The organism is Emticicia sp. 17c, assembly GCF_037153985.1.
Lineage (GTDB): Bacteria > Bacteroidota > Bacteroidia > Cytophagales > Spirosomataceae > Emticicia.
This window is the reverse complement of the sequence record NZ_JBBAYI010000006.1, coordinates 119,329-141,707: the sequence shown is the minus strand read 5'-3', so window position 1 is coordinate 141,707 and position 22,379 is coordinate 119,329. Positions and strand designations below refer to the sequence as shown.

20 protein-coding genes are annotated in these 22,379 nt (G+C 40.7%); 10 read left to right on the top strand and 10 right to left on the bottom strand.

The genetic code is table 11. From position 1 onward, the window contains the following. Position 1: 1 nt before the first annotated feature. The 4 genes from WAA15_RS13415 to rpoN all read left to right on the top strand — a co-directional run bounded on the left by WAA15_RS13415 (position 2) and on the right by rpoN (position 7,890). A complete protein-coding gene (locus WAA15_RS13415; RefSeq protein ID WP_337043288.1) occupies positions 2-1,330 on the top strand; it encodes a TolC family protein in 1,329 nt (442 codons plus the stop codon). Between the two features lie 55 nt (positions 1,331-1,385). Further along, on the top strand, positions 1,386-2,555 hold the full coding sequence (locus WAA15_RS13410; RefSeq protein ID WP_337043287.1) for an efflux RND transporter periplasmic adaptor subunit: 1,170 nt from the start codon (positions 1,386-1,388) through the stop codon (positions 2,553-2,555). 155 nt (positions 2,556-2,710) lie between these two features. Further along, positions 2,711-6,106 carry an efflux RND transporter permease subunit gene (locus WAA15_RS13405; RefSeq protein WP_337043424.1) on the top strand — a complete coding sequence of 1,132 codons (3,396 nt, stop codon included), beginning with the start codon at positions 2,711-2,713 and terminating at the stop codon, positions 6,104-6,106. A gap of 308 nt (positions 6,107-6,414) precedes the next feature. Next, positions 6,415-7,890, top strand: a complete 1,476-nt coding sequence (gene rpoN, locus WAA15_RS13400) for an RNA polymerase factor sigma-54 (RefSeq protein WP_337043286.1) — start codon at positions 6,415-6,417, stop codon at positions 7,888-7,890. An 85-nt stretch (positions 7,891-7,975) separates the two neighbouring features. On the opposite strand, the gene WAA15_RS13395 is transcribed toward rpoN, so the two are convergent. Both WAA15_RS13395 and WAA15_RS13390 read right to left on the bottom strand, forming a co-directional pair. Beyond that, entirely contained in the window at positions 7,976-8,656 is a 681-nt protein-coding gene (locus tag WAA15_RS13395; RefSeq protein WP_337043285.1) for a response regulator transcription factor, read from the bottom strand. A 23-nt stretch (positions 8,657-8,679) separates the two neighbouring features. After that, complete coding sequence (locus WAA15_RS13390; RefSeq protein ID WP_337043284.1) at positions 8,680-10,605, bottom strand: sensor histidine kinase; 1,926 nt, start codon at positions 10,603-10,605, stop codon at positions 8,680-8,682. A 146-nt stretch (positions 10,606-10,751) separates the two neighbouring features. Here WAA15_RS13390 and WAA15_RS13385 point away from each other — a divergent pair, with 146 nt between their 5' ends. The 3 genes from WAA15_RS13385 to WAA15_RS13375 are packed head-to-tail and all read left to right on the top strand — an operon-like array spanning position 10,752 to position 14,019. Then, positions 10,752-11,624 (top strand): SGNH/GDSL hydrolase family protein, encoded by an 873-nt coding sequence (locus tag WAA15_RS13385; protein WP_337043283.1) that lies wholly within the window; start codon positions 10,752-10,754, stop codon positions 11,622-11,624. A gap of 7 nt (positions 11,625-11,631) precedes the next feature. Beyond that, on the top strand, positions 11,632-12,927 hold the full coding sequence (locus WAA15_RS13380) for a flavin-containing monooxygenase (RefSeq protein WP_337043281.1): 1,296 nt from the start codon (positions 11,632-11,634) through the stop codon (positions 12,925-12,927). 15 nt (positions 12,928-12,942) lie between these two features. Next, entirely contained in the window at positions 12,943-14,019 is a 1,077-nt protein-coding gene (locus WAA15_RS13375; protein WP_337043280.1) for an aminotransferase class I/II-fold pyridoxal phosphate-dependent enzyme, read from the top strand. Positions 14,020-14,040: 21 nt separating this feature from the next. Here WAA15_RS13375 and pyrR read toward each other — a convergent pair whose 3' ends face one another. After that, a complete protein-coding gene (gene pyrR, locus WAA15_RS13370) occupies positions 14,041-14,574 on the bottom strand; it encodes a bifunctional pyr operon transcriptional regulator/uracil phosphoribosyltransferase PyrR (protein ID WP_337043279.1) in 534 nt (177 codons plus the stop codon). A gap of 135 nt (positions 14,575-14,709) precedes the next feature. Here pyrR and pth point away from each other — a divergent pair, with 135 nt between their 5' ends. The 3 genes from pth (at position 14,710) to WAA15_RS13355 (ending at position 16,694) form a co-directional block, all read left to right on the top strand. Continuing rightward, positions 14,710-15,270 carry an aminoacyl-tRNA hydrolase gene (gene pth / locus WAA15_RS13365; protein WP_337043278.1) on the top strand — a complete coding sequence of 187 codons (561 nt, stop codon included), beginning with the start codon at positions 14,710-14,712 and terminating at the stop codon, positions 15,268-15,270. 241 nt (positions 15,271-15,511) lie between these two features. Continuing rightward, on the top strand, positions 15,512-15,973 hold the full coding sequence (locus WAA15_RS13360) for a hypothetical protein (protein ID WP_337043277.1): 462 nt from the start codon (positions 15,512-15,514) through the stop codon (positions 15,971-15,973). Between the two features lie 178 nt (positions 15,974-16,151). Beyond that, entirely contained in the window at positions 16,152-16,694 is a 543-nt protein-coding gene (locus tag WAA15_RS13355; protein ID WP_337043276.1) for a hypothetical protein, read from the top strand. On the opposite strand, the gene WAA15_RS13350 is transcribed toward WAA15_RS13355, so the two are convergent. The 7 genes from WAA15_RS13350 to purQ form a co-directional block, all read right to left on the bottom strand. Next, entirely contained in the window at positions 16,691-17,443 is a 753-nt protein-coding gene (locus WAA15_RS13350; protein ID WP_337043275.1) for a TPM domain-containing protein, read from the bottom strand. The two genes, WAA15_RS13355 and WAA15_RS13350, sit on opposite strands and share 4 nt — an antisense overlap. Positions 17,444-17,473: 30 nt before the next feature. Beyond that, positions 17,474-17,908: a TPM domain-containing protein gene (locus WAA15_RS13345; protein ID WP_337043274.1), complete on the bottom strand. Its 435-nt coding sequence runs from the start codon at positions 17,906-17,908 to the stop codon at positions 17,474-17,476. An 88-nt stretch (positions 17,909-17,996) separates the two neighbouring features. Continuing rightward, on the bottom strand, positions 17,997-18,578 hold the full coding sequence (locus WAA15_RS13340; protein WP_337043273.1) for a LemA family protein: 582 nt from the start codon (positions 18,576-18,578) through the stop codon (positions 17,997-17,999). Positions 18,579-18,695: 117 nt separating this feature from the next. After that, positions 18,696-19,988, bottom strand: a complete 1,293-nt coding sequence (locus tag WAA15_RS13335; protein ID WP_337043272.1) for a DASH family cryptochrome — start codon at positions 19,986-19,988, stop codon at positions 18,696-18,698. A 132-nt stretch (positions 19,989-20,120) separates the two neighbouring features. Beyond that, on the bottom strand, positions 20,121-20,933 hold the full coding sequence (locus tag WAA15_RS13330) for a hypothetical protein (protein ID WP_337043271.1): 813 nt from the start codon (positions 20,931-20,933) through the stop codon (positions 20,121-20,123). A 115-nt stretch (positions 20,934-21,048) separates the two neighbouring features. Continuing rightward, positions 21,049-21,660 (bottom strand): uridine kinase, encoded by a 612-nt coding sequence (gene udk, locus WAA15_RS13325; protein WP_337043270.1) that lies wholly within the window; start codon positions 21,658-21,660, stop codon positions 21,049-21,051. Positions 21,661-21,663: 3 nt separating this feature from the next. Further along, positions 21,664-22,350 (bottom strand): phosphoribosylformylglycinamidine synthase subunit PurQ, encoded by a 687-nt coding sequence (purQ, locus tag WAA15_RS13320; protein WP_337043269.1) that lies wholly within the window; start codon positions 22,348-22,350, stop codon positions 21,664-21,666. Between the last annotated feature and the right edge of the window lie 29 nt (positions 22,351-22,379).

Sequence of the window (22,379 nt, the reverse complement as noted above, 5' to 3'; positions counted from 1 at the left end):
TATGAAAATAAAGTACCTAATTTTTTTCCTGATTTGTGGATTTTATGCCAATGCACAGCAGGCTTTTAGCCTGAAAGAAGCTGTTCAGTACGGTATAAAAAACCACCTTACCGTAAAAAACGCTGAGCTGGATATTGTGGGAGCCGAGCTAACAATTAAACAGATTAAAGCCTCGGGTATGCCGCAGATTAATGGACAATTTCAATATACGTATAATGCCATTATTCCCACACAATTAATTGACGCCAAAAACTTTGACCCAAATGCGCCCGATGGTGCAGTAACCAAATTTAAATTTGGAGTACCCTGGGCAGGGCAGGCAGGCGTTGGCTTGAACCAGTTGATATTTGATGCCACGTGGCTGGTGGGCTTAAAAGCTGCGCCTGTATATCGGGAGTTAGCTCAGAAAGGCGTAACCAATAGCAAAATTACCGTTGCCGAAAACGTAGCCAAAGCCTATTACTCGGTATTGGTGGCCGAAGAAAGAAGTAAAATTCTTGACCTTAACATTGCACGTATTGATTCATTGATTAAAGAAATGAAAGTGATGAATCAGCAAGGGTTTATTGAGAAAATAGACCTCGACCGCCTTGAAGTTCAACGTAACAACCTTGTTACAGAAATGCAGAAAGTGAAAAATCTGGTTTTGTTAAGCAAAACACTTCTGAAATTTCAGATGGGCATGAAGTTGGAGGAGCCAATTATACTGAAAGATAAATTATCGGAGATGGACATCACACCTTTAACGATGCTTCAGTATCAGGCTGTTGATTACGGTAACCGCATTGAATACTCAACACTGATGGTTCAACGCAAACTATCAGAGCTAGACATGGAAAGAACCGTAAAGGGTGCAATTCCGAAGGTTTCGTTCAGTGGGTCGCTGGGTGCGGGGCATAGTAATACCAGATTTAACCCTTTTGAGCGTTGGTTTGGGTCGTCGGCATTAACACTTGGTGTGCAGATTCCTATCTACGATAGTGGCCTCAGGAAAATCCAGTTACAGCAGCAACGCATTGCCATTACAAAAATTGACCAGAGTGCATTACTACTGCGTGAATCGTTCGATATGCAGGCGGAGTCGGCTAATATCAGCCTGAAAAATGGTTTGGAGAGCCTGACCGTACAAAAACGAAATCTGGATTTAGCACAGGAGGTTATCAGAGTTACTAAAATCAAGTATCAGTCAGGAACTGGTAGTAACATAGAGGTTGTCAACGCGGAGTCGGCACTTAAAGAAGCACAAACCAATTACTTTGCCGCTTTGTATGATGTACTTATCGCAAAAGTAGACCTCGATAAAGCGATGGGAAAATTATTGTCGGAGTAATTACATAAAGTTTACAACAGTTCACGATTAAAAGCATTAATAAAACACATTTCGTATGAAAAACATATCACTTATTTATCACGAGGCTAAAACGAAATTTGCCAATATAGCTTTTGCCTTAGCATTTATAGTATTAGTTGCCTCATGCTCAAAAGGTGGAGACAAGGTTGCGCAGAAAAAAGAAGAACTAGCAAAATTGCAGGCAGAGGAAAAAACACTTTCAGAGAAAATACAGAAGCTACAAGCAGAAATAAATATCCTTGACCCAGCTAAAGAAGAAGAAAAAGTTATTAACGTTACAGCTACACCCGTTACAGCGCAGAACTTCAAACATTTTGTTGAGTTTCAGGGAAGGCTCGATGCCAAAAATAACATTTTTGTTTCGCCGCAGGTGGGTGGGGCCATCACTAACCTTTATGTAAAAGAAGGTGACTTTGTAAAACAAGGCCAACTGATAGCTACGATTGATAACTCAGTACTGAAACAATCGATTCAGGAAATTGAGGTTCAACTCGAAACAGCGAAGGTATTCTTCGATAAACAAAAAAACCTCTGGGACCAGAAAATAGGTACAGAAGTGCAATACATTCAGGCAAAAAGCAATGTAGAAGCATTACAAAAACGCTTGGAAACTTTAAAGACTCAAACAGCTTTAACCAAAGTTACGGCTCCGTTGAATGGTTTTGTTGATGAAGTTCGTCAGAGAGCGGGTGAGCTAGCTGCACCGGGCCTCGGTATTGTCAGAATTGTAAACTCTGACAACCTGAAAGTAGTTGCACAAGCTGCCGATACCTATGCAGGTACTATTAAACAAGGAGATATGGTAACGGTGAAGTTTCCTGATTTAGGAAAAGAAACCACCGCAAAACTAACCTTCGTAAGCCAAACGGTTAATCCGGCTTCACGTACGTTTGTAATTGAGGCATCTATTCCGAAAATAGACCCTCTGTTAAAACCTAACATGACGGCCGTAATGAACGTAAACGACCAAGCTAAAAACAACGCCATAATCATTAACAGAAACATAATCCAGCAAGACGAGCAAGGAAATATAGTATATGTAGCGGTAACAGAAGGCAACAAAAAAGTAGCACGTAGCCGTAAAATTACTACCGGACTTACCTACGGCGGCGATATTGAAATTGTGTCGGGTTTACAAGCGGGCGATATGCTAATTACGCAAGGGTATCAGGACCTCGTGGATGGTCAGGCGATAAATTTCTAATCAGAAACGAAAAAGTATAACATTGAATCCACTCTTTTATACTTTTTCACTTGCTATATCTCAAAACATTTAAACAATCATAAAATCCTTTTCAGAGGTTTTGGATTATGGAAAAAGATACACTAGAAAAACAAGATCTTCCTCACGGTAGTGGGATGATTTACAATATGGTCCGTTGGTTAGGCAATAACCAGACCACGGTCTATATTTTTACTATCATGATATTCCTGTCGGGCTTAGGCATTTATTTTAACCTGCCCAAAGAACAGTTTCCTGATATTAAAGTACCTCAGATTTACGTACAGACCATTTACTTTGGTACTACCCCTGCCGATGTCGAAAACGTTATCAATAAACCTATTGAAAAACAGTTAAAGACCATTACAGGTGTAAAACGTATTAAGTCGAATGCCTTGCAGGATGTGTCGGTTATTCTGATAGAATTTAACCCTGATGTAAAAGTAGAAGCAGCTTTGCAAAGAGTACGCGATGCCATTGATAAAGCCAAAAGAGATTTACCTCAGAAACTCGACAGTGGCCCTACTGCGCAGGATGTTAACTTTTCGGAGTTTCCTATCATGAATATTAACTTGGCGGGTAATTTCCCACTTGCTAAACTGAAAGATTTTGCAGAAGACTTGCAGGATGACATTGAATCGTTCCCTGAAATTACGAAGGTTGATATTGTAGGTACACTTAAAAGAGAAATTCAGATTAATCTGGATTTATACAAAATGCAAGCGGCTGGCTTGACTTTCTATGACATACAAACGGCTATTCAGGGCGAAAACATTAATATTTCGGGTGGTGAGCTAAATGTTGACAACGTTCGCCGGACGCTTCGTGTAAAAGGTGAGTTTAAAGACGTATACCAGATGCAGGATGTGCAAATTCGTAGTTCAACAGGTGCTACCGTAAGGCTTGGCGATGTTGCCGAAGTAATTGACAGCAACGAAGAACAACAGGATTTTGCCCGCCTTGATGGCAAACGTGTAGTAACCCTTAACGTAATTAAAAGAGCCGGAGCAAGTGTTATTGATGTATCAGAACGCATTGAAAAACTGCTTGATAAGTACCGTGAAACACGTTTTCCGAAAGGATTAGAAGCCAGAATTACGGCTGATACCTCGGAGCGTGTAAAAAGTGAAATTGCTGACCTTATTAATACGGTAGTTTTAGGTTTTATTTTCGTAGTAATTGTATTGATGTTCTTCATGGGTGTGCGCGATGCCATCTTTGTAGGGTTATCAGTACCGCTTTCGGCCCTTATAGCCTTTATCCCGCTATGGTTCTCTGGGTTTACACTTAATACAATTGTACTGTTTGCGTTCTTGCTGGGCTTGGGTATTGTGGTTGACGACGCCATTGTGGTTATCGAAAATGCCCACCGCTTGTTTAACCGATTCAAAAACCTGAGTATCAAAGAAGCCGTAAGTCTGGCCGCGTCAGAGGTATTCTTGCCTGTGTTATCAGGAACTCTTACTACTATTGCGCCATTCTTCCCGCTTTTATTCTGGCCAGGTATTGTGGGTGAGTTTATGAAGTTCCTGCCTATTACGCTTATTTATACGCTATTTGCCTCGTTAATTGTAGCGTATGTAATTAACCCTGTGTTTGCGATTTCGTTCATGAGACGCCACGAGGACGAACAACACGAAGATACCAGCTTTAAATCAATCGAACGCCCGTTAATTATTATAGCTATCCTTGCCGTAATTGGGTATATTATTAATGTAGGTATCGGAAACTTCATGGTTCTGATAGCATTATTATATGTATTTAACCATTTCGTGCTGACACCTAAAGTAATTATTCCGTTTCAGGATAAAGCCCTGCCAAGTTTCAAACAAGCATACCGCAACCTTATTTCCTGGATTATCACGGGGTATCGTCCGGTATTTGCAGTATTGGCTATGTTTGTCTTGTTGATTTTTACTTTTGTGATGCTAGGTATTGTGAAACCAAAGGTGATTTTCTTCCCAAGTGGCGAGCCTGACTATATTTATGTATACAACGTTATGCCTGTCGGAACTGATGCACGCGTAACCGACTCGGTTACTAAAGTGATAGAGAAAAAGGTATTTGCCGTAATTAAGAAAAACAACGCCGAAAAAGCCGTTAACTCGGTTATTTCTAACGTAGGTAAAAATGCCGGTGACCCTTTTACCCCTGACCGCTCGGCTACACCACAGAAATCGAAGGTAACAGTGGCTTTTGTGAAAAAAGAAGAACGTGGCGACGTTTCGTCGAGCAAATTGCTGGAAGAAATGCGCAACGAAATAAAAGGTATTCCGGGTACTGAAATCTCGGTTCAACGTGAGAACAACGGTCCACCAACAGGTAAACCTATTTCGATTGAAATTGCGGGCGATGACTTCGCTACCTTGATTAAACTTGAAAAAGAAGTTCGTAAGAACATTGAGAAAGAAAATATCAAAGGTATTGAAGAGTTAAAGTCTGACCTGATTACAAACAAACCTGAAATTATTATTGATGTTGATAAAGTAAAAGCCCAACGCGAAGGTATCAGTACCTCACAGGTGGCTATGGCTATTCGTACGGCTTTGTTTGGGGCTGAAATATCGAAGTTCAGAGATGATAAAGACGAATACCCGATTCAGTTACGTTTAAAAGCCGATGACCGTAATCAGATTGAAAAACTATTGAGCCTGAACATTACGTACCGTGACATGAACATGGGCGGGGTGTTACGTCAGGTGCCTTTAAACTCAATTGCGAGCATCAGCTACTCAACATCGTTCAGCCAGATTAACCGTAAAGACCAATCCAGAATTATTACGTTGGGATCAGAGGTACTGAATGATGACTACAATGCCAATGAAATAGTGGCCGAAATTCAGAAAAAAGTAATTGATAGAATGGAAGTGCCAAGTGGTTATAGTGTGAAAATGGGTGGTGAACAAGAAGAACAGAAGGAGTCGATGATATTTCTTGCTGGAGCGTTATTAGCTGCAATCTTATTGATTTACCTGATTCTGGCCACACAGTTCAACTCAGTAGTAAAACCGGTAATTATTTTCGTTACCATTCTGCTTTCGTTCATTGGGGTATTTCTGGGCTTCATGGTATTTGGTATGACCTTCTCGGTTATTATGTCGGGTGTGGGTATTATTGCACTGGCAGGTATTGTGGTAAAAAACGGTATCCTTCTGATTGAATTTACCGATGAGCTGCGCGACAGAGGGTATCCGTTAAAACAAGCCATTGTTGAGGCCGGAGGGGTACGTTTAACGCCCGTATTGTTAACGGCTTCGGCGGCAGTACTAGGTCTTGTACCACTGGCACTTGGTTTGAGTATGGACTTCGTAACGCTGTTTACAGAGTTTAATCCTCATATATTTGTTGGTGGCGACAGTGCCGTTTTCTGGGGTATTCTGGCTTGGACAATTATCTTTGGTTTAACTTTCTCAACGGTACTTACGTTGGTTATCGTGCCGTGTATGTACTATATTAATGAGAGGGTAAGAGATAAATATCTCCGTAAAAAGAGTAAGTTCTACACCATGAAAGATGGTGGTACAGTAGCCTAAAAAGGTATATAGTACAAGTAGCAAAACCTCGCCGAGATAACACCTCTGGCGAGGTTTTGTTTTTTAATAGGCTAAGTTTTTTTGAAAAAAATGTTTTTTCTGGGGAAAATAATCAACACTATTTAATGTGCTTGTAATCAGGTGTTTATGTAAAAATAGTTTAAATTTTATAAATTTTTTTGATAAAAATTTGGTCTTTAATGAAAAAATATATTCCTTTATTTATTCACATGCCTGATTTTGGCATGAAAAATGTGGAGAGGGTTTGTAAAAGGCCCTTATATAAATGAAAAAACTCTACGTCTCAGATGCAAAAATTAAGTCTTAACCAATCACTTCAGCAAAGACTGTCGCCTCAGCAGATACAGTTTATTAAATTGTTACAAATACCCACCGCTGAGCTTGAACAAAGAATAGAGGAAGAACTCGAGATAAATCCGGCTCTGGAAGAAGGAATGGATATGGACGAGCGTGTAAAGGATGACTACGACGAGGACGACTATGGGGATGATTATGATGAATATGGTGAATATGAACGTTATGAGGGGCTTGACGTAAAACAATATCTTGACCAAGACGACTACGCAGGATACAAAATGTATGGCGATGGCTGGGGCGATGAAGACCGCGACGTGATGCCCGTAGTGGCTACAAGTACGCTGGCAGAGTCGCTGGTGCAACAACTTGGCTATTTACGCCTGGATTCAAGACAGGAAGCCATAGGAATGCAACTCATCGGAAGCATCGAAGAAGATGGCTACATCCGTAGGCCTATGCGCTCTATCTGTAACGATTTAGCCTTTACTCAAAACATTTATACAACCGAAGAAGAATTAACAACGCTTCTTAGAAAAATACAGTCGTTCGAGCCGGCAGGTATTGGCGCAAGAGATTTAAGAGAATGTTTGTTGCTACAATTAGAGAGAAAAGACCAGAACGACATAGAAGTTGAAGTAGCCATAAAAATTATTAATGACTACTTTGATGAGTTTACTAAAAAACACTACGAGAAAATTCAGCGAAGACTCGATATTGATGATAGCGTAATGAAAGAAGCTATCAGAATTATTACACGCCTGAACCCAAAACCCGGTAATACGGGTAATGGCGACAGCACGGCGGCGTATCTGATGGCCGATTTTATTGTTACCAACAACAATGGTAAGCTCGATGTAATTCTGAACTCTAAAAATGCACCCGAATTAAGGGTGAGCCGTTCGTTTGCAGAAATGCTCGATACATACGATAAAACCGACAAGAATGGCTCGGCACAGCACAAGAGCATTAAAGAAACAGTTACCTTTGTTAAGCAAAAACTGGATGCCGCCAAATGGTTTATTGATGCCATCAAACAACGCCAGCAAACGCTTTTGAAAACCATGAAAGCAATTGTTGAATACCAGAAAGAATTTTTTCTGGATGGAGATGAAAGTAAGCTGAAACCGATGATTCTGAAAGATATTGCCAACCGTATTGAAATGGATATTTCGACGGTATCACGGGTGGCTAATAGTAAGGCTGTTCAGACCGATTTTGGTATTTATCCGCTTAAATACTTCTTCTCGGAAGGTATTGCAACCGATTCAGGCGAGGATGCCTCAAGCCGTGAGGTAAAAAATATATTGAAAGAACTGATTGAAAACGAACCTAAGAACTCGCCACTTTCTGACGATAAATTAGAAAAGATGCTGAACAAACGTGGCTATAACATTGCCCGAAGAACCGTTGCCAAGTATCGTGAGCAACTCAATATTCCGGTAGCGCGCTTGCGTAAGCAGTTATAATTTCTTGCAAAGTCCCAAAACATAGCAAAGGCCAGTTTTTTCAGAAACTGGCCTTTTTATTTATGATAACTTACAGAAAAGAAGCCTATACTATTAGTTTGAAGCCCTCGCCGTGCATATTCATGATTTGGATAGAAGTATCGTCTTTCAGATGTTTGCGTAGTTTTGTAATGTAAACATCCATGCTGCGGGCGTTGAAGTAGCTGTCGTCACCCCAGATGAGTTTCAGGGCAAAGCTACGGCTTACCGACTGGTTTTTATTCTGACACAAAAGTTTCAGTAGTTCCGACTCCTTCGTTGTTAGTTTACTCTGGTTTCCGTTATGAGTAAGCGTATTGGTTTGGGCATCGAAGGTATAACCACCTAGCTGGAAGGTATTGGCTTGGGTTTCGGCCTCTTGTTTGTGCATACGGCGGAAAATGGCCTTCATACGCATCAATAGTTCTTCCATACTGAAAGGCTTGGTAATGTAGTCATCGGCACCTACTTTAAAGCCTTGTATGGTGTCTTCTTTCATTGATTTGGCTGTCAGAAAAATAATAGGCACTTCTTTATCTTTCATCCGTATTTCTTTAGCCAGCGAAAACCCATCTTTTTTAGGCATCATCACATCACAGATGCACATATCATAGTTGCCGTTTTCAATAAAGAATTTTATTCCTTCTTCTCCGTTTCTGGCTAAATCTGTTTCATATCCTTTAGCGTTCAGATACTCCTGCAGCAACATGCCTAAATTGGGGTCGTCTTCTGTTAATAGAACTTTCATAGTGTGTCTCCGAACGGGATTTTTTAAGTGCTTACATTTTTCATTTTCAGAGGCAGATATACCTCAAATTTGCTGCCTTCGCCTAGTTTGCTTTCTACATGAATAGTACCATGATGCGACTCTACCATTTTCTTGACATAACTCAAACCAAGCCCAAAGCCTTTTACATCATGTAAGTTGCCCGTAGGAACCCGATAAAAACGCTCAAAAATCTTGTTGAGTTGTTCTTTACTCATACCAATACCTTTATCAGAAATACTGATTTTCAGCAAGCCCTCAGTATTTTCGGTTTTAATGGTAATATTAGGGTTTTCGGGCGAGTATTTATTGGCATTGTCGAGCAAGTTATAAATTATATTTGTCAAATGTACTTCATCAGCCTCAATTTCGGGCGAGTCGGCATCCAGTTCAAGCGTTACTTCTCCGTTTTTCTGTTCTATCTGCACACTCAGGTTTGTTAGTACCTGTTCAATGGTTTCATGGATGTTTACGGTTTCAAGTTTTAGTTTTACCTCACCTTTATCGAGCAGGGCCATTTGTAAAACTTTCTCTACCTGTGTACCTAAGCGGCGGTTTTCATCCTGAATAATATTCAGGTAACGATTCATCTTGTTATTGTCTTTCTTCACTTCGTTGTCTTTCATTACCTCAACCGCCAGCGAGATGGTCGAAATAGGTGTTTTAAACTCGTGAGTCATGTTATTAATGAAATCGTTTTTAATATTAGCCAGTTTTTTCTGCTTTAACATAGTATTGACCGAAGTGTAAAAAATACCACCAATCATCAGGATGAGCATAATAGAACTCGCAAAAACCGTCCACATATTACGCAGAATAAACCCACGTGTATCAGGGAAGTACACATACAGAAAATCGTTCTGCGGCTGCATATCACTAGGGAAAAGCTGAACTTTGTATGCGTCGTTTAATATGCTTGGGTTATAATTGGCTCCAAACGAGGCAAAAATCATGTTTGTGTTATTTTTTACCCCATATTGGTAAGGCAGGCTAATACCTCGGTTTTTTAGTTCTTTCTTTAACAGTGTATCCAGCGAGATACGGTCGAGGCGTTCATGGATATTACGGTTATTGCCATGAATCACGTCTGTTAATACATCTTTTACAAGTTCTACTTTGCTATTTGAGAGGTCAAAGTCTTTTGAGTCATTCTGTTCTTCCACAGGCTTTGGGGCTTCAACTTTCTTTTTACGGGCTAGGGGTTTACCGTATGCTATTGTTACGCTGTCTGCCACAGGCATTGTAAGCGAATAATTGAAACTGATAACACTTGTGCCTTCGTTTGCCTGATTTATGCCAATAAACTGCTGGTTTGGGTTAGGGTTTTTATGTGCCAGAGTAAATTGCCGGTTAATTTCTTTTATGAGGTCATCGGCTGTTTTTTGCCTTAATATCGCATTTTGCATGGGCTGGCTTAAATCTTCCCAGAGCATATTCTGTTCGTCGAGTATATCTCGGATGATGTCCATTTGGCGCGTAGGCATTTCAAATGCCGGCACACCCGTAAATACGTCAGTAACCGCAACAGGATGGTTGTTTCGTGCGCGCCCTGTGGTTGTTACCTCCGAGGTTCGGGCGGGGTAAAAGGTTTTCAGGTTGCCATCAAACGGCGACACAAAGCTAATCACAGGCTCAACAGGCTCTTCTGCTTCTACTTTTGGTGCGAGTGGCGCAGGAGCTTTAGGTTTAATTTTTTTCTTCTGTGTAATAGCCAGCAACTTTTTTTGTTCTTCGAGCTTCATTTTCTGATTAGCCAGAAAAATAATCTCCTGTTTTTCCAGTTTTTTAACCGTTGTCTGCAAAGCCTCATTCACGTTGCGGTCAAATTGCTCCTGCCTCACAGAAATGGCGTTTTCTATCCAATACCATTGAAAGGTAATTAAACCCAGCATGGCAATGAGCATAAATATGATGATATTCCGAAAATTCATGACCTGATTTTTTTACCCTATACCTATAACAAAGTTTTTATCACGAAATTAACGCCAATTGTATGAAAATTTGTCTTATTTAACACTTTTTAACATCAGATATTATCTTTAGGTTTACATTTTCAATAAAATCTAAACACCTTTCAATGCTTTGGTTTCTTATTGGCAGCAGTCTTGTTTTTTTAGTAGCTGTTTATTTATGGCTATGGAAAAAAATTACAAGCGAAATCCCCGCTTCTTATCCTAGTCAGGCAAACCGACAAAAAATTGATACTTCAAAAAAAATACTGGTGTGCTTGGGTGATAGCAATACACATGGGCTGGTAAGTTATAACTGGGTGTCCGATTTAGAAAGAATGTATCCTGACTGGCAGGTTTTTAACGCTGGCATAAACTCAGACCTGACCTATACACTTCTGCAACGTTTGGAGGATGTTATTGCCTGCAAACCCGATTTTGTTACAATACTGATAGGTACTAATGACATAAATGCGACTATGAGCGAGCAACTGGAAAAAAGCTATAAGCAAATGGGGCGCATTACAAAAGATACATTTCCTGATTTTGATGGTTTCAGGCGTAATTATACCGAAATTATACAACGCATCAAAAATGAAACCCATGCCAAAATTGCGCTAATATCATTACCCGTAATGGGAGAAGACCTGACCCACACAGCTAACCAGAAAGCAGATGAATACAGTGAATTCATACGCGAATTAGCTTATCATGAAAACCTGAGTTATTTGCCTTTGCGCGAAAAACAGAAAGATTTTTTACAGGCACACCCGCAGCCATTGAAACATCGGTTTGAAGAAACCATGAAACTCTTTATTTCGTCGCTTATTTATCATTTTGTGTTGGGCAAAAACTGGGATTACACCTCTCAGAAGCATGGCTACCAGCTTACGCCTGATAATTTGCACATGAACTCAACAGCAGGCCAGATGATTCGGGATTTGGTAAAGAATTTTATTGATGCCGAAACGAATAGGCAGAGTACGAACATAGAAAAATAATATATTTATGAAACAGGTGTGTATCATTGGGGCAGGGGCAACGGGCATTACGGCTGTCAAAGCCATGAAGGAGCAAGGTATTAGCTTTGATTGCTACGAAAAAGGCTCGGATATTGGCGGAAACTGGCGTTTTAATAACGATAACGGGCTTTCGTCTATTTATAGGTCTTTGCATATTAATACAAACCGGAATGTAATGGCCTTTTCGGACTTCCCGATGCCCGACGACTACCCGATGTTTCCACACCATAGTCATATTATTCGTTATTTTGAGGCGTATGTGGCGCATTTTGGGCTTCGCGAAAATATTATTTTTAAGACCGCCGTTACAAACGTGAGCAAAAACTCCGATAATACATACACTGTTACACTTGATAACGGGCAGGTGTTAAGTTATCAGTATGTGATTGTTGCCAATGGGCATCATTGGAAACCACGTTTTGCTGAGTTTAAAGGCAATTTTACTGGCGAGGTCTTGCATTCGCACCAATATAAAGGTATAGAACAGGTACAAAACAAAAATGTGTTGGTTGTAGGAATGGGAAACTCGGCGGTTGATATTGCCTGTGAAGCCGCTCGGTTATGTACCGGAAAAGTCGTGATTTCGAGCAGAAGCGGTGCTTATATTATTCCGAACTGGATATGGAGCAAGCCCTTCGATAACCTGACCACGCCTTTCTCGACAAAACTCCCCTTATGGCTTCAACGAAAAATCCTTGATTTGGTTTTACGACTGGCCAGAGGTAAGCAGGAAGATTACGGCGTGCCACGGCCTAAACACCCGTTATTGAGCGAACACCCGACCTTATCTCAAGATTTGCTGAATCTGGCAGGTAGGGGCCTGATAGGCTTTAAACCAAACATCCGTGAGTTTGAAGGTAAAACGGTTGTGTTTGAAGATGGCAGCAAGCAGGAGTTTGACCTGATTGTGTATGCAACGGGTTATAAAATTTCTTTTCCTTTTCTGAAACAATACGATGCTTTTGACGTGGAGGAGTCGAACAGTATCAGGCTCTATAAAAGAGTTATTCATCCTGATTTCGAGCATCTGTTTTTTCTGGCACTTATACAGCCGTTGGGGGCCATTATGCCATTGGCCGAAATACAAGCCAAATGGGTGGCAAAAATCATAAAAGGTGAATGCCCGTTGCCCTCAAAAGAAGAAATGCTTCGCTCGATAGACGAAGACGCGCAAAAGCTGGCCCAACGCTATAAGCAATCGCCACGGCATACATTACAGGTAGATTTTTATCCGTATAAAGAAAGTATTGAAAAAGAAATGAAAAAAACGGCTCGCGGGTAGTTTAAAACAGATAGCATGCACAACCATTTTATTATTCAGCAACAACCTTCCAGAAAAATAATTCTTGAGGGTAAGGAGTATGATTTCTTTAGTGGTACTTCTTATTTAGGAATGAATCAGGACAACGATTTTAAAGCATTACTGATACAAGGGCTACATCGTTACGGGATGTCGTTTGGGAGCTCGCGCAATGGAAACCTGCAATTAGATATATATGAAGCAGCAGAGCAGAAACTGGCTAGCTGGATAGGGGCAGAAAAAGCCCTTACGGTATCGTCGGGTATGCTGGCAGGTCAGTTAGTGGCTCAGTACTTGAAAACCCTGAATGCGACCTTTTTCTATGCCCCACAAAGCCATTCAGCTAATTTTCATGAGCCTACCGTAAAGCCGCCGGCTATTAGCTTTCAGGAATGGGCTGCTGGTGTTAATCAGATGCTTATTGATGCGCAGGCCGCGCACTCGGTTATTGTTTGTAACTCGAACGATGCCCTTAGGGCTACTCAATATGATTTCGGATGGACGGCAACCCTGCCCGAAAACCAACAGATTACGCTGGTTATAGACGATTCTCATGGGCTAGGCATCACAGGAAATAATGGTGCAGGTATTTTCAGTAATATTCGTGTAAAGCCCAATGTTGAGGTGCTACTGGTGGCTTCGTTACACAAAGCGATGGGGATTCCGGGAGGGGTAGTGCTTGGGTCAGCATCAACCCTTGAAAACCTGCGTAGTACGGCATTTTTTTCTTCCTGTTCACCCATAGCTCCGGCGTATTTATATGCTTATATGCACGCCGACAGTATTTACAGGCGCAATTACGAACGCTTACAGGAAAATATCAGGCGGTTTGAGTCTCAGTTATTATCGGCGGAGTCTTTATTCAGTTATTTAACTGGCTTTCCGGTTTTTTATACACCGCACGATTCTCTGTACGAATACCTGTTTCAGCAGAAGGTATTCATTTATAGTTTTGCTTACCCAGTCAGAACGGGTAAGCCTAACACTCGCATCGTATTAAGTGCTTGGCACGAGCCAGACCAGATTGACTTACTGGCCGAAAAATGTAATGATTTTATGAGAACAGTGCTTTAGCTACTATTTAGGCGGCAATGATTAGTCAATCAGCCAGATTTTATCTTCATCGTGGCCTTGTTCTTTCCATTCTACCAGCACCCGCTGAGTATCTAGCGTGTTTACTTTCATTCCGGTGTAATCGGGCTGAATAGGCAGGTCACGCACATAACGGCGATTAATCAGGCAAAGAAGTTCTATTTTTTCGGGTCGGCCAAAGGCTTGCATGGCATCAATGGCAGCGCGCACCATCCGGCCAGTGGCTAATACATCATCAATTAATATTACTTGTTTTTTCTCAATCACAAAAGGAACTTTGGTTTCGTTGGGTTTAAGCGGTGATTCTCTTCGGCGGAAGTCGTCGCGATAGAAAGTGGCATCCAGATACCCTAGCTTAATTGATGCGCCTGTGGCTTCCTGTAATTTTTGCGTAATACGCTCGGCCAGAAATATACCGCGTGGTTGTAGCCCTAAAATAACCGAGTTTGAAAAGTCTTTATGGTTTTCGATCAGTTGCTGACACAAACGATTGAGGGTGATGTCGAGTAACGGATTGCTGAGAATAAGTCGTTTCATATAAAAAATGATAAATTAAAGCTTTGTGATTGTGTGACTTAGTGATAAAAACAAACATTGTCGTCAAATTTTCAGAACTTTGCCAACAAATTTATTGACACATTTTCTCATTCACTAATTCGCTCGTTAAAAAAAATGAAATATCTTATAGCTGGGCTCGGAAACATTGGTCCTGAATATGCTTTTACGCGCCATAATGTGGGTTTCATGGTACTTGACCGCCTTGCAGCACAAAACGACTTTTCTTTTAAAATGGAGAGGTTGGCCTACACAGCCGAATTTAAGCATAAAGGCAAACAGATTTACTGTATTAAACCAACTACTTATATGAACCTCAGCGGCAATGCAGTTAATTACTGGCTGCAAGCCCTGAAAATACCTGTCGAAAACCTGCTGGTTATCTGTGATGACTTGGCTCTGCCTTTCGGAAAACTACGCCTGAAAACAAAAGGCTCGCACGGTGGGCAGAACGGTTTGCGTAATATTGAAGAAAAATTAGGTACACAAAATTACTGCCGCTTACGCTTCGGAATTGGCAATAATTTTCATGCCGGAAGGCAGGTAAATTACGTTTTAGACCCCTTCAACGAAGACGAAATGAGCCAGTTGGTCGCAAGATTAGACCGAGCCGACGACATAATTACCAGTTTTTGTACGATTGGGGTAGAGCGAACAATGAATTTTTTCAACGAATGATTGTATTTTTTAAAGAATTTTTGTGTTCGTTAGTTTTAGAATAATATATAAGTTGTATTTTTTTAATACGAATAATATTTTGTTTTTGGTGGTAAAATTTTTATATAGTTCTGTGTTTTGTTTTGTATAACAAATAAAATTAGAACAATATTCGGTGGTTATGACAAAACACGATTTGGATTATATTAATTTTCCTTGTAATTTTGCATCATCATCCACGATATAAAAATAGAACAAAACAATGAAATATTCATTTAAATCAGTTATATTTGCAGTTACACTTGGGTCATTCTTGATTTCTGCAAATATTGTAAAAGCAAATGACCGTGATTCAGCTAAGAACGAAGTGATATTGGTAAAGGGAGCTGAAGTAAATTTCGCGAACTTCATGTCGAAAAAAGCGAAAAAATTTGTAAAGACCGAAGATTGGGTTATCTTTGTAAATGTTGTGAAACTATATAATAACTCACCAGCCAAATTTATGGCCTTGAGTTCAGATAAAAAAGCAGCATTTAACGAAGCAGCAGGAAACATAGAAGCGAAACTTTCTAAAGTACGTGGCGAAGAAGCAAGAGTGTGGAAGAACAAAGTAGTAGCTACTGCGAATATCCTGAATGTTTTGTGGAACTACCAATCAAACGTTGAGCCAACTGACACCGAAAACACCGTAACTCCAGTAGTTACAGAAATGTTAGGTCGCTAAGGCTCAACTTAGCAAAGAATTAAGTTTTTCATAGTTTAATAGGTTAGGGTTGAATAGATGGACGCTTACCCCACTGCCTCTGGCGGTGGGGTTAAGTTTTTTTTAGGGCCTGAGGTTTTTCAGGAACATCTATCAACTGTTTTTATGTTATCAACAAAACCTGTCTTTTTTCAATCAGATGCGCATCCTTTTGTTTGTTTTGCTTTTTCTTAGTGCTTGTACTAACCCCGAAACCAGAATTTCATCGAATCAGTACTATGATGTGGCAGGTTTGGTAAACGAGCAAATCAAAGCCTTGTCGGCTAAAAAACCTTTGGTCGAAAAAAATGTAATGCTAGCCAATAAACAGGAACGTATCGAAACCAAAGATATTGACTGGGAAAAAGAATTGGAGCTTTTTCTTCAGGCTGACCTCAACAAGCAGTCGTACCAGTTAAGTTATGTTACTGAAAACACCGCAAATACAACTACATACCGCTTAAAACCTGCCGAGAAACTGCCAGTGAAGTATGTAGCAATTGAATGGGACGAAAATAAAAAGCCCCGACGAATCGAGGCTGTTATGCAAACCAGTAATTATCTTTACGAATCTGACAAAACACTTGTAGCTATTTTTGAAAAAGGCCATTTAAGCGAGTATCAGATAAAGGGTTATCAGGAGTTATTTGTCGGAAGCAGAAAAAACTTTGCTATACACGGCAAAATAAAAGGAAACTTTTAATAGTCTCCTCCGGCACCTCCGCCGCCAAAATCACCTCCACCGAAGTCGAAGCCACCTCCGCCACCACCACTGCTGCCCCCTCCAGACCAACCGCCTGACGACGACCCCCAGCCTGTATAGGTTGTGTACGGAATCCAGCCACCGCCTCGGCGATTTCCTGAATTGCCACCTTTATTGCGGCTTATAATAGCAATAATGATGAACAGAACAACCAGAATAACAATAAAGCCAAACCAGCCATCGCCATCTTCGGTTGCATCGGCTTTATATTCGCCTTTGGCATAGTTAATGATACGGTCAACGGCTGCATCGAGGCCCTCGTAGTATTTTAATTCTTTGAAACGGGGTTTTATTTCCTGTTCTATGATTCGTTTGCTGTAAGCATCTGTAATGGAGCCTTCCATGCCATAGCCGGTAGCAATAAAGACCTTTCGGTCTCCGGGTGCCCATAAGATAACAATCCCGTTATTTTTATCTTTTTTGCCAATACCCCAGCGTTTGCCTATTTCAAAGGCATACTGGCTAATATCGTAGGGCTGAACGCTTTTAACAATAACAATAACAACCTGAGTAGAGGTTGTATCATAATAGCCTTTAAGCTTGGTTTCCAGTTGGGTTATCTGGCTCTGGCTTAAAAGGCCCCCAACGTAGTCATTAACAAAGCGGGCAGGATTCGGCTTTTCGGGTACGTCCTGTGCAAATGCTACGTATTGAAATACAAATAAAAATATGAGAAGTTTTTTGAACATTTTAGTGGGGTTGTTCACATGTACGTTACACTAAGGAATAGGCTCTGTTGAAATATCGTCCGAGATTTCGTTAACATCATTGGCCAGATAAGGAAAATACTTCTTTAGCTGATTTCCAGCTTCACGAATGCCCATCTGTAAACCTCCGGCGAAATCTTCCTGAAGAAAATACTGCCGCATACTATCGCGGATGCCTTCCCAGAAATTAGAAGGAACTACCTGATCGATACCGATGTCGCCCCAGATAGCAAATTTATGTGTACCATAAGCCAGATAAAACAAAACACCATTACGTTGGGCTGTTTTATGCAAGGCAAGGTATTGAAACACCTGTTTGGCACGTTCAATGGGGTCATCGGTTGGGCATTTTTCTTCTATGTGAACTTTTATTTCACCCGAAGTATTCAATTCAGCATCCTGAATTGCCTTCACAATTCGTTCTTTTGTGGCCTCTGTCAGAAACATATCGGTAGGGGTAAGATTTTCCGAAAAAATAAATTGCACTTACAAAATAAAGCTATTTTGTAAGTGCATAATACATACGTTATGTTTTTTAGAACTGAACTGCCGGAGCCGATTGGGCACTTTGTGAGGCTTCAAAACGGCCTTTTTCAGAGAAACCAAATATTTTTGCAAAAATAACTGTCGGGAAACGTAGGGCAGAGGTGTTGTATACTTCTACCGAGCCGTTAAACTCGTTTCGTGCTACACCGATTCTGTTTTCAGTTCCTTCTATCTGTGATTGTAATTCCAGAAAGTTTTGATTTGCCTTTAATTCAGGATATTTTTCAACCGTAACCAACAGGCGGTCAAGCGAGCCTTTCAGCTGGTCTTGTGCTGCCTGAAACTTCTGAATGTTTTCAGGAGTAAGGTCGCTGGCATTTAATTGTATCGAAGTTGCTCTTGAACGGGCATTAATTACCTCAGTAAGGGTGCTTTTTTCAAAGTTTGCTGCGCCTTTTACTGTATTTACTAGGTTCGGGATTAGGTCTGCACGGCGTTGATATTGTGTCTGAACATTAGCCCATTTGGTTTTTACCGCTTGGTCTTTTTCAACCAGACCATTGTAAGAACTACAACCATAAACGCACAACACTAATAGAATACCAATTATTGCAAGGGTGCTTTTTTTCATTTTTAAACAGAGTTTTTTATTGTTAGTTAAGAATACTGATTCAAATGTAATAATTTGGAAATAATATGCAAGATATAGATTATTATAAATGGGTAAAAACCACGATGAATGGATATTTTAGCCCAACCATAAATTAATATATGCTTGTTCGGGGTCATAAATACTGGCTTGCCGTTCAATATTAAATACGCGGTTTTCGCGAGGGTCGTTTCCTACACCTGCCACATAATTCCAGTTACCCCAGTTATTGCATACGTCGTAATCAATAAGGATACTTTCAAAGTAAGCGGCTCCCCATGTCCAGTCAATGCCTAAGTCATGCGCCAGATAACTGGCTACATTTTGCCTGCCTCGGTTCGACATAAAGCCAGTGAGGGCAATTTCACGCATATTGGCATCTACAAAAGGCACACCGGTTTCGCCCTTCACCCATTTCTCAAAAATGGTGCGGTCGCGTAGCCATTGTTTGTTAAGGTCGTTTTTAATACCGCTGGCTTTAAACATACGTGTGCCAGATTTTAAGGCCGTAAAATGGAAATAATCGCGCCATAATAACTCAAATATCAGCCAGTAGGTCGAATCATTGGCTATTACTTCGCTTTCATAACGTTTTACTTCTTCGTAAATCGTGCGGGGTGAAAGGCAACCCAGACTAAGCCACGGCGATAATTTTGAAGAATAATCGGCTCCTATAAGGCCGTTGCGGGTTTCTTTATAGGTTTTTAGTAAATCTTTTTGCCAGATGTATTCGTTCAGGTGTTTTAAGCCTTCTGTTTCGCCACCTTTAAAATCAAGAACCGAACGGGGGTCAAACACAGGTGTTGAGTCGAAGCCTAAGTCGGCAAAAGTAGGAAGGTTACCCGTATCGATATTGCCAATTGGCGGGAGTTTATCGGGGGTTTCAAACGTTTTACGAACTTTGAGGGTTTGCTCTATTTTTTTTCGGAAGTCGGTAAAAACAGGAGGTAAAAAGTTTATCTGGAAAGGCAGGTCACGGGCATGAAACAAGGTAGCCGCCCAGATTAGGTCAATGTCAATATTATTAGGCTTTAATTTTTTTGAAAGCAGGGCCTCAATGGTGGTTTCGTCTTGAGTTACTTCTTTACTGGCATAGAGGGCTGCTGCTTGGCAGTCTTCTGCCATTTTTGCCAGTATATCTTCTGATTTTCCTACCCTGATAACAAGGTCTGAGCCTCTTGCTCTTAAACTGTTACGCAGGTCTTCAACGGCTTCTAACAAGAATTTTGTTCGGAATTCCCCCGTTCTTTTGAAACCCAGAAAATTTTTTTCAAAATATCTTTCGTCAAAAATGTAAACCGGAATTACGTTTCCGGCATTGGCTGCTTGTACAAAAGCCTCGTTATCATGTAATCTTAAATCGTTCCTAAACCAAAAAATAATATTTTGCATACAATAATTAAGGTAAATATTCAGCTACACATCTCTTTTATGTAGCAAATGGGTGCTACTAACCAATACTTATGCAAATATCCGTTGGTGCAGACACTTTTCAAACCTTAATCGGGAGAAATAAAGATTTTATTACAGACAAACGAACTTAAAAACGATTCCACGAGCAGTTTTTTTGTTGTCGGCGTCGGTCAAAGTCTGGTCGGCTTTGGTTACAATACCACTTTTGTCGTACTCGTAAACGGTCTGTGTAGTTTCGGTTAGTTTACCGTTATCGTCATAGATTTTTACTAAAGTAGGATTGTTCTGGCCAAACGATGCAAAAAAGTTATTGGCAATACCCACAAAGCCCAGTGCCATTATTCGATACCCCTCTGGCATGAACTGGGGCTTGGTGTCGTAACTTACTCCTTCAAAAGCCAATAGCTCAGGGTAACCATCAATTTGAGTGTATACCTTTGAAACGTTAGCATCGAGGTATTCGATGCGGGTTTTTCCCTTGACAGTGTTTCCAAAAATGTTGAAAGTTGTCGAGATAGTCTGAATATTATTGCCGCTGTACGTAAACTGGTTGGTCATGAACTCAAAATCTTTGATAGAAGTTCTGGTTTTGGCTACTTTGCCTGCGGCATCGTATTCAAACAGGACGGTGTAGTCGTCGGTATTGTTATCGGTAGTGATAACCATCTTCTCGATTTTATCTTTAGCATTGTAAGTAAAGGTTGAAGCCATTTCGATGCCATCGTAGCTAACGATGCGTTTAATACGGCCGAGGGTATACTCGAAGCCGTAAATCTGTTCACCTGACGATGAGTTGATGCTTCTTAACGGACATTTGGCTAACTGAGCAGTGGCATCGGGGTCTATGTCTCCGTCTCTTACTCTTTTACAAGAGAATACAAAGCAGAATATAACCAGCAGCAACAAAAGGGCATTGCGTTTCATAAGTGTAATTATTGGGACTTTCAATAAATAAAACACTTAGTTTTAAGCAAAAAACGTGCCTGTTTGCCGCTGAATATAGTTTTATAGGAAGGATGCGCCTAAAGCCACCAGAAGCCTATAATTTAGTTTTCAGGAAAGAGGTGAGTATGTCCAGACCTTTTTCAAAGTGCGTATTATTGTTAATAATAATATCGGCATCATATTTGGTTGGCTCAATGAATTTTTCGTAGGTAGGTGCTACGTGGTTTTCCCAGCGGTAGAGTACGTCGGTGAGGTCGTAGCCTCGTTCGTTTCCGTCGCGGATAATCCTACGCTTGATTTTTACGTGTTCGCGGGCATCAATAAAAACTTTTAAATCAAGCAGCCGCGAAACTTCCGGCGAATGAAAAACAAAGATGCCTTCTACGACAATGATAGGAGCGGGCTTGAATGTAAGAATCTTTGGAACAACAGTAGGGTTGTTAAACGTATATTCTTTCTGATTAACAACCTTACCGTTTTTTAAATCTTCGATGTGTTGGGCATAAAGTTCAAAATTTATGGCCTCGGGCAGGTCATAGTTTTCAACATTATTCAGGTCTTTCGGAACTTGTGCCTGCGGACGATAATAGTTATCCTGCGAAATCAGACAAGTTTCTTCTTCTGAAAAAGATTTTAGTAACTGATTTAAAAAGTAGGTTTTGCCTGATGCACTCCCGCCTGTAATACCAACAACATACGCCTTCATATCTTACACCAAAACTTGCGTTACCTGTTCCAAAATAAATCTTCCGTCAATATTACCCAGTGCTTCGTCAGAAGCTCTTTCAGGGTGTGGCATCATGCCAAATACATTTTTTCCGGCATTACACACACCCGCAATGTTCTCAAGACTGCCATTCGGGTTTGCTTCAGGAACAATATTACCTGTTTCGTCACAATAACGGAAAAGTACTTGGTCGTTATCGTTCAGTCTTTTCAGGGTATCTTCGTCTGCAAAGTAGCGGCCATCGCCATGTGCAATCGGAATTTTATAAGCTCTTTCGTCAAGGCCAGCCGTTAACAAGGCCGATTGGCTTTGTGGTTTCAGATAGACATTCCGGCAGATATATTTTTGAGCGATATTCTTCAATAAAACACCCGGCACCAAACCTGCTTCGGCCAGAATCTGGAAGCCGTTACAGATACCCATCACGTACCCACCTCTGTTAGCATGGGCAATTACTTCGTTCATTACAGGAGAGAATCGGGCAATGGCTCCAGAACGAAGGTAGTCTCCGTACGAGAAACCTCCGGGTAAGATAATAAAGTCACACCCTTGCAGGTCATGGTCTTTATGCCATATTTTAACGATTTCTTGTCCGAGGTTGTGTCGGAGTGTAAAAACGGTATCGTCTTCACAGTTAGAGCCAGGAAATACTACTACGCCGAATTTCATAAGCTAGAATCCCGAAGGGAATCTTTGGG

Bases quoted from the DNA above. Each gene is read 5' to 3' on its own strand.
- WAA15_RS13355 (WP_337043276.1), top strand. From the start codon at position 16,152: ATGCGCATCCTTTTGTTTGTTTTGCTTTTTCTTAGTGCTTGTACTAAC.
- WAA15_RS13405 (WP_337043424.1), top strand. From the start codon at position 2,711: ATGATTTACAATATGGTCCGTTGGTTAGGCAATAACCAGACCACGGTC.
- WAA15_RS13395 (WP_337043285.1), bottom strand. From the start codon at position 8,656: ATGAAAGTTCTATTAACAGAAGACGACCCCAATTTAGGCATGTTGCTG.
- WAA15_RS13345 (WP_337043274.1), bottom strand. From the start codon at position 17,908: ATGTTTCTGACAGAGGCCACAAAAGAACGAATTGTGAAGGCAATTCAG.
- purQ (WP_337043269.1), bottom strand. From the start codon at position 22,350: ATGAAATTCGGCGTAGTAGTATTTCCTGGCTCTAACTGTGAAGACGAT.
- WAA15_RS13340 (WP_337043273.1), bottom strand. From the start codon at position 18,578: ATGAAAAAAAGCACCCTTGCAATAATTGGTATTCTATTAGTGTTGTGC.
- rpoN (WP_337043286.1), top strand. From the start codon at position 6,415: ATGCAAAAATTAAGTCTTAACCAATCACTTCAGCAAAGACTGTCGCCT.
- WAA15_RS13385 (WP_337043283.1), top strand. From the start codon at position 10,752: ATGCTTTGGTTTCTTATTGGCAGCAGTCTTGTTTTTTTAGTAGCTGTT.
- pth (WP_337043278.1), top strand. From the start codon at position 14,710: ATGAAATATCTTATAGCTGGGCTCGGAAACATTGGTCCTGAATATGCT.
- udk (WP_337043270.1), bottom strand. From the start codon at position 21,660: ATGAAGGCGTATGTTGTTGGTATTACAGGCGGGAGTGCATCAGGCAAA.
- WAA15_RS13350 (WP_337043275.1), bottom strand. From the start codon at position 17,443: ATGTTCAAAAAACTTCTCATATTTTTATTTGTATTTCAATACGTAGCA.
- WAA15_RS13415 (WP_337043288.1), top strand. From the start codon at position 2: ATGAAAATAAAGTACCTAATTTTTTTCCTGATTTGTGGATTTTATGCC.
- WAA15_RS13380 (WP_337043281.1), top strand. From the start codon at position 11,632: ATGAAACAGGTGTGTATCATTGGGGCAGGGGCAACGGGCATTACGGCT.
- WAA15_RS13330 (WP_337043271.1), bottom strand. From the start codon at position 20,933: ATGAAACGCAATGCCCTTTTGTTGCTGCTGGTTATATTCTGCTTTGTA.
- WAA15_RS13410 (WP_337043287.1), top strand. From the start codon at position 1,386: ATGAAAAACATATCACTTATTTATCACGAGGCTAAAACGAAATTTGCC.
- WAA15_RS13390 (WP_337043284.1), bottom strand. From the start codon at position 10,605: ATGAATTTTCGGAATATCATCATATTTATGCTCATTGCCATGCTGGGT.
- WAA15_RS13335 (WP_337043272.1), bottom strand. From the start codon at position 19,988: ATGCAAAATATTATTTTTTGGTTTAGGAACGATTTAAGATTACATGAT.
- pyrR (WP_337043279.1), bottom strand. From the start codon at position 14,574: ATGAAACGACTTATTCTCAGCAATCCGTTACTCGACATCACCCTCAAT.
- WAA15_RS13360 (WP_337043277.1), top strand. From the start codon at position 15,512: ATGAAATATTCATTTAAATCAGTTATATTTGCAGTTACACTTGGGTCA.
- WAA15_RS13375 (WP_337043280.1), top strand. From the start codon at position 12,943: ATGCACAACCATTTTATTATTCAGCAACAACCTTCCAGAAAAATAATT.